General features: G+C 27.8%; 6 protein-coding genes. 5 read left to right on the plus strand and 1 reads right to left on the minus strand.

Translation table 11 applies throughout. The annotated features are described in order from the left end of the window. From Q4A58_RS04930 to Q4A58_RS04940, 3 genes are all read left to right on the plus strand, one after another. Complete coding sequence (locus Q4A58_RS04930; RefSeq protein WP_303117031.1) at positions 1 to 1176, plus strand: ABC transporter permease; 1176 nt, start codon at positions 1 to 3, stop codon at positions 1174 to 1176. Continuing rightward, positions 1169 to 1852 (plus strand): ABC transporter ATP-binding protein, encoded by a 684-nt coding sequence (locus Q4A58_RS04935; protein ID WP_303117033.1) that lies wholly within the window; start codon positions 1169 to 1171, stop codon positions 1850 to 1852. The genes Q4A58_RS04930 and Q4A58_RS04935 overlap by 8 nt, the downstream gene beginning before the upstream one ends. Positions 1853 to 1958: 106 nt before the next feature. Beyond that, on the plus strand, positions 1959 to 3170 hold the full coding sequence (locus tag Q4A58_RS04940) for an FprA family A-type flavoprotein (RefSeq protein WP_303117035.1): 1212 nt from the start codon (positions 1959 to 1961) through the stop codon (positions 3168 to 3170). An 89-nt stretch (positions 3171 to 3259) separates the two neighbouring features. Here the strand turns inward: Q4A58_RS04940 and Q4A58_RS04945 are convergent, their stop codons facing one another. Beyond that, entirely contained in the window at positions 3260 to 4006 is a 747-nt protein-coding gene (locus Q4A58_RS04945) for an IclR family transcriptional regulator (protein ID WP_303117037.1), read from the minus strand. 424 nt (positions 4007 to 4430) lie between these two features. On the opposite strand from Q4A58_RS04945, the gene Q4A58_RS04950 reads away from it, so the two are divergent. Continuing rightward, entirely contained in the window at positions 4431 to 5501 is a 1071-nt protein-coding gene (locus Q4A58_RS04950; RefSeq protein WP_303117039.1) for an NAD(P)-dependent oxidoreductase, read from the plus strand. 29 nt (positions 5502 to 5530) lie between these two features. Continuing rightward, positions 5531 to 6916 (plus strand): sodium/glutamate symporter, encoded by a 1386-nt coding sequence (locus tag Q4A58_RS04955; protein ID WP_303117040.1) that lies wholly within the window; start codon positions 5531 to 5533, stop codon positions 6914 to 6916. Positions 6917 to 7215: the final 299 nt, after the last annotated feature.

Genomic DNA, 7215 nt, shown 5'->3' on the forward strand with positions numbered 1-7215 from the left:
ATGATAGAATTTTTTATTGCTAAGAAGCAAATATTAGAGAGAAAAAAGCAGAGTTTAGTGTCAATCATAGGTGTACTTATAGGAATTACTGTTCTTACAGTTTCTCTTGGAATTTCTAATGGGCTTGATAAGAATATGATAGACAGTATACTATCCTTGACAAGCCATGTTACTACAATATCTTATGAGCCCATTTCAAATTATGAAGAGCTTATAAAAAATATTGAAGATGACAGTGAGTTCAAAAATATTAGAGGAATTATACCAACTGTGGAAGCTCAAGCTATAATTAAATATAAAGGAGATTTTAATGACTTTGTTTCTGGTGTTAAACTTATAGGTTATGATTTACAAAAAACTATAAACCTTATGCAACTAGATCAAAAAATTATCTCTGGAGAAATTAATTTAGAAAACAAAAAGGGAATTTTGGTTGGAAAAGAATTAGCCTCTTCTGCTGGACTTAAGATTAATGATAAGCTAAACTTAGTTACTTCAGAAAACACAGAATTTGAAATGGAAGTTATGGGAATTTTTGAAAGTGGTTTCTATGAATATGATGCAAATATGGTTATAGTACCACTTTTAACTGCTCAATATATTAATTATAAAGGTAGCACTGTAGATAAACTTACAATAAGACTTAATGATGCCTATAAAGCAAGTGTTGTAAAAGAATCACTTTCAGATAAATATACAGAACTATTTAGCTACACTTGGGGAGAACAAAATAAAGCTCTTCTTTCTGCTTTAACTTTAGAGAAGACTATAATGATAATTGTCTTTTCACTTATAGTTGTAATAGCAGGTTTTCTTATTTGGGTAACTCTTAATACCCTTGTAAGAGAAAAAACAAAAGATATAGGAATACTTCGTTCTATGGGCTTCTCTAAAAAAAATATAATGTTTATCTTTCTGATTCAAGGTATTATTCTAGGTGGAATAGGCATTGTTGTTGGAATTATTCTTTCAATTATTTTACTGTGGTATATTAAAAATTACACAATAAATTTTATTTCAAGTATTTATTATATTAAAAATATACCTATAGAAATCTCACTTAAAGAAATTTTAACAGTTGTAGGAGCTAATTCTATAATCATACTTATATCTAGTATATTTCCAGCATATAGAGCTGCTAAACTTGAAAATGTGGAGGCACTTAGACATGAATAATAATATTATGGAACTAAAAAATATAAATAAGTTTTACTCTGAAACTGGAAATAAACTTCACATATTAAGGAATTTAAGTTTAGATATAAAAAAAGGAGAATTTCTATCCATTCTTGGAAGGTCAGGCTCTGGAAAATCTACTTTACTTAATATAATGGGACTTCTAGACAGTGTTGATTCTGGTGAGATTTGGATAAATCAAAAAAATGCTGCTTCCCTTGCTGAATATGAAAGAAATAAGATAAAAAATTATTTTCTTGGTTTTGTATTTCAATTTCACTATTTATTAAACGAATTTACTGCCCTTGAAAATGTTATGATTCCTGCTCTTTTACATAAGTACAAAGATAAAAAAGAAATCGAAAATTCAGCTAAAGATTTGCTTGAAATTGTGGGTTTAAGTGAAAGACTCTACCATAAACCTAACCAACTCTCTGGCGGTGAAAAACAAAGAGTTGCAATAGCTCGAGCTATGATAAATAATCCCAATTTGATTTTGGCCGATGAACCCACTGGAAATTTAGATGAAGAAACAAGTGAAGTTATTTTTTCTCTTTTTAAAAAATTGAATAAACAATTCAATCAAACAGTTGTAGTTGTAACTCACTCAAAAGATTTATCTCAAATTACTGATAGACAAGTATACTTAAAAAAAGGTATAATTGAAAAAGAATAAATTTTAATCTTTTTATAAAAAATTTTTTTAATTGCAATAAATATATTGAAATTTTTTATTAAATCTAATATTATAGTAAGATATATATTTTTATAGGAGGGTATAGATGTATTGTTGTACAAAAGTAAATGATGATATAATTTGGATAGGAGTAAATGATAGGAAAACTCCAAGATTTGAAAATTACATTCCATTAGATGCAGGAGTTACTTACAATTCTTATTTAATTATTGATGAAAAAATTTGTATTATTGATGGTGTTGAAGCTGGTGAAGGTGGAGAATTTTACTCAAAAATTGAAGCAACTATAGGAAATTCAAAAATTGATTATATTGTCGTTAACCATGTTGAACCTGATCACTCAGGTGCAATTAAAGGTTTAGTGAAACTTTATCCTGAAATTAAAATTGTTGGAAATGTAAAAACTATAATGATGTTAAAAGATTTAGGACTAAATTTAAAAGATGATCAAGTCGTTGTAGTTAAGGAAAAAGATGTCCTAGACTTAGGAAAACATAAACTAACTTTCTATATGATGCCTATGGTACACTGGCCTGAGTCAATGTCTACTTATGATATGACAGATAAAATACTTTTCTCCAATGATGCTTTCGGAAGTTTTGGAACTTTAGATGGAGGAATCTTTGACGATGAAGTTAATAATGAGTTCTTTGAAGATGAAATGAGAAGATATTATTCAAATATAGTTGGAAAATATGGGGCTCCTGTTAATGGGATTATGAAAAAATTAGCAAATGTTGAAATAAGTGTTATAGCTCCTGCTCATGGTCTACTTTGGAGAAAAAATATACCTGAAGTTTTTAAAAAATATCAATTGTGGGCTAATATGGAAGCAGAAAAAGAAGGTGTGGTTATTCTTTATGCAAGTATGTATGGCCATACAGCTGAAATGGCAGAAGTTTTAGGAAGAGAATTAGGTAATAGAGGAATAACAGATGTAATTATCTATGATTGCTCTAAAACTGACCAGTCTTATATTTTTAGCTCTATCTGGAAATACAAAGGACTTATGATAGGTTCTTGTGCACACAATAATGATATCTACCCAAGATTACAACCTGTTCTTCATAAACTGGCAAATTATGGATTAAAAAACAGATATTTAGGTATTTTTGGAAATATGATGTGGAATGGTGGAGGTGTAAAAGGAATTTGTGATTTTGCTGCAAGCCTTCCAGGACTTGAAGTTTTAACAGAACCTATTGAAGCTAAAGGTGCTGTAACTCCACTTCAAAGAGATAAGTTAATTGAACTTGCATCAATCATGGCAGAAAAATTAATTGCAGAAAGAAAGTAATAAAAAATTCTCACAAGTTAAATATTTCTATTAAAAAAAGGCACTAAAAAATTTTTTATAATTTAGTGTCTTTTTTAATTAATTATTTATCAAATATAACCCATACTCTTTGAAATTTCTTTTCCCTTATCTCTGATAATTTTTTTTAATTCTTCTATTCTTTCATTGGTTAATTCTTTGCTCTCCAATAAATTAATCCCCACTGATGCAACAACTTTTTTATTATAGTCATATATAGGAGCTCCAACTCCTACAGTTCCCTTAGCATATTCACCATATGATACCGCTACTCCCTCTTCTTTAATTTTTTTTAAGGCTAATCTTAAATCAGAGGCAGTTATCTCTATTTTATATCTTCCACTTTCAATTACATTTGAAATGTATTCATCTATAAATTTCTCATCTTTATTAGCTAAAATAGCTTTTCTCATTGCTCCGCAATGTAGAAAAAAATCATTTCCAAATTTTTCAATTATTCTAACGCTTTGCTCTCCATCAACGCTTTCTAACACACTTCCTCTATATCCTATTGGAATCATCAAAAAAGAATCAACTTTTATTTGAGTTGAAAGAGCTCTTAAAACAGGAAGTGCAATATCTTGAACCTTACTCTCTGCAATTGCAGCCTTCCCTAAAAATATTAAAGCTGGTCCTAGTTTATAAAGAGAATCTTCATCTTTTAAAACATACATTTTAGCTATTAAAGTCTTTAGTATTCCATAAGCTGTAGTTTTAGGAATACCCAATGTAGTGTATATCTGTAACAAACTACAGCCCTTTGGGTTATTTTTAAGTATCTCTAATATTTCAACAGCTTTATTTAAACTTTTTATCATATTAAGTTAACAATTTTTTGTTATCCTCCTTTAATGTTTTTTATTATTCTAACACTTATAAATTATTTTTTCAATCTTTAATATTTTTTTCAGACTATTCATTTATTTTTTGATTATTTTTTTAACAATTCATCTTTTATAAAAAAATATTTATAAAAAATATTGACAAAAAAGGATAAAAAGTTTATTATTCTATAATAAAGAACTTAGTTCTATAATACAGAATAAAGAAGGAGGTGTGTATATGAAAAAATTAGAAATATTTTTTTATATTTTACTGTATGGCTGAAATTTTCTGCAAGAAAAAATCCCACTTCACATTAAATGCAAAATGGGATATGTATGATATTAAATCATACCTTCAGCAAGTTTGATTATATCATATTTTATCTCTAAAATAAACTATTATGTTAAAGGAGGTTTTATGAATTACGATATAATCCATTTTGAAGCTTTGGGCGAAGAAGCCATTCATTTAAAAAATGAAACTATAAAAGCAAAAGAAGCTGGTCTTCTTCCAAAAGATTTTAATTTTTTTATCACTTCTGAAAACTTACAAAACTTTCTATCAAAAAATAAAGATTTTATTCTCCCTGAAATTATAACTACTAAAACTCATTCAATTATTCCTGAAAATTATTTACTAGGCAAGAAAAAAAGTATTATTACACGAAGTGCTGGCTATGATCATTTTGAAGAACTCCAAAATATTATTAATTTAGCATCATTAAGAGAATACTGTGTTGAAGCAGTTGCACAAACAGCTATAAAATTTCTCTATGCTACCTGTGGTAAATTAAATGAATATACAAGAAAAACCGCATTATTTGAGAGAAATAATATTTCTTCTTTTATTGAATTAGGTAAAAATAGAGTAGCTACTGTCTTTGGTTTAGGAAAAATAGGTATACATATATATAATCTATTAGAAGCCAATGAACTAACAGTACAAGCTGTTGATTTAAGAGAAAATGAATTAAAAAAAGAATACAGTGAAAACATTAATTTTGTTTCAAAAGAAGCTGCTTTAAAAAATAGCGATATTATTATAAATGTCATGAATTTAAATAAGTTTCCTGATAGTAAATTCTATAATATTGAATATTTTTCTGATAAAGAGTTTTCAATGGCAAAAAAAGGTGTTATTTTTATTAATATGTCAAGAGGGGATATTGCACCAGAGAGCATTTTACTTAAATATTATAAAAAGAAAATCATTTCTGGAATTGCATTAGATGTTTTTTCAAATGAATTACTTTTTTCTAAATTCTTGAGAAATGAAATAAGCACTGATGATGAAAATTTAAAAGCTGCTAAAGAAATACAAGAAAAAGCCTTAAGTCTTGAAGAAAATTTTTATGTTCAACCTCATCAAGGATTTAATTCTGATTTAGCTGCCCTATCTAAAGCTAGGGAAACAGTAAAGCATATTTGTAATTGGTATAAAAATGACAAAAAAAGATTTGATGAACAATTACCATATTATGAACTATAATTTTTTCTTAATAAAATAAGGAGGTTCTTATGCAACTAACAATGTCAAAAGCAATATGGAATGTATTTAACGATATATGTATAATGGCTGTCTTACTTTTAATTGGACAATTTTTACGTGCAAAACTAAAAATTTTCCAAAAGTTGTTAATCCCTTCTGCTTTAATAGCAGGATTCATTGCTCTAATTCTTGGACCTAAAGGATATGGTATTTTAAAACTATCTTCTAGTTTTGGAACATATGCTGCTGTTTTGATTATTGTAATTTTTGCTTCTACACCAATAGGTGATAAACCTTCAAAAGAATCTACTTCAGGCCCTGTTATTGGAGGAATGTTTTTTAATATAACTGGGATTGCAGTTTTACAATATGCTGTAGGTATGTTTGTTACTATATATTTTTTAAAATTTTTTTACCCTAATCTTCCAGAACAATTTGGCTTAATGATGGCAACAGGCTTTTATGGTGGACATGGAACAGCTATAGCAGTTGGTAATGCTTTACAAAATTTAGGTGTTCCAAATATGGTGGACTTTGGTAATACTTGCGCAACAATTGGAATAGTTGGTGGAATTATTTTAGGAATAATCATTATAAATTGGGGTACTCGTAGAGGTTACACACATTATGTTACAGATCCTCAAGATTTACCACTAGAATTAAGAACTGGTCTGATACCTAAAGAAAGTCAAAAATCAGCAGGTAAAATAACAATTTCTTCTATATGTTTAGATCCTATGTCTTTCCATATAGGATTAGTTCTTTTAGCATCTGTATGCGGAATGTTAATGACTGATTATTTTAAAATTTTTACTGCTAAGTTAGGATATGGAATTTCAATTCCTGCTTTCTGTACAGCACTTTTAGCTGGTTTTATTTTAAATAGTATTTTAAATAAGACAAATGCTCATAATTATATTGATCGATATTCTATAAATAGGATTCAAGGAGTTGCTACAGATTTTTTAATGGTTTCAGGAATAGGTTCTCTAAATTTATCAGTTATTTTAGATTACGCTGGTCCTCTTCTAATAGTTTGCTCTGTTGGTTTTCTAATTACATGGATATGGTTTATTTATATTGGAGGAAAATCTTCTAAAGAAGATTGGTTTGAACGTAATATGATGTGCTGGGGACATGCTACTGGAGTTGTCGCTACTGGAGTTTTATTACAAAGAGTTGTAGATCCTGATTTAAAATCAAGAGGAATTGAAGATTCTGGAATTTCTGATTTAATTAATAGACCTTTAATTATTGCTTTACAAGTTGTTCCACCCATCATTATGAATATTTTTCCTAAAAATGGTCCTCATATAGTTACTTGGTCAATATTTTTAATTATTTTTCTTATGGGAATTTTAGCTCTAAAATTTAAATGGTGGATTCCATCTCAAAAGTTAAAAAAGTATCGTTAATTATAAATATAAAAATTTTTCCCATTTTTTAATAAAGTTTAAAATTATCCAAAAAAATAGTAAAAGGGACTGTTGCAAATTAAAAAATTAAGTCCCAAAAGAAAAAAAGCACTAAAAAACATTTTTTGTATTTTAGTGTCTTTATTAATTAAAAAAAGAAGAGCTTAGATTTTTCAATCTAAAACTCCTCTTTAGCTTATAATTTTACTAGAAGATAATTCTTAAGCCTAAACCTGCTTTTTTATTCTTTCCTTTTGTATCATAGCCTATGCTTGCTGTGATTCCGTATCTTTCATTAT

The sequence above is a fragment of the Fusobacterium sp. genome, assembly GCF_030528405.1.
In the GTDB taxonomy this organism is placed as follows: domain Bacteria; phylum Fusobacteriota; class Fusobacteriia; order Fusobacteriales; family Fusobacteriaceae; genus Fusobacterium.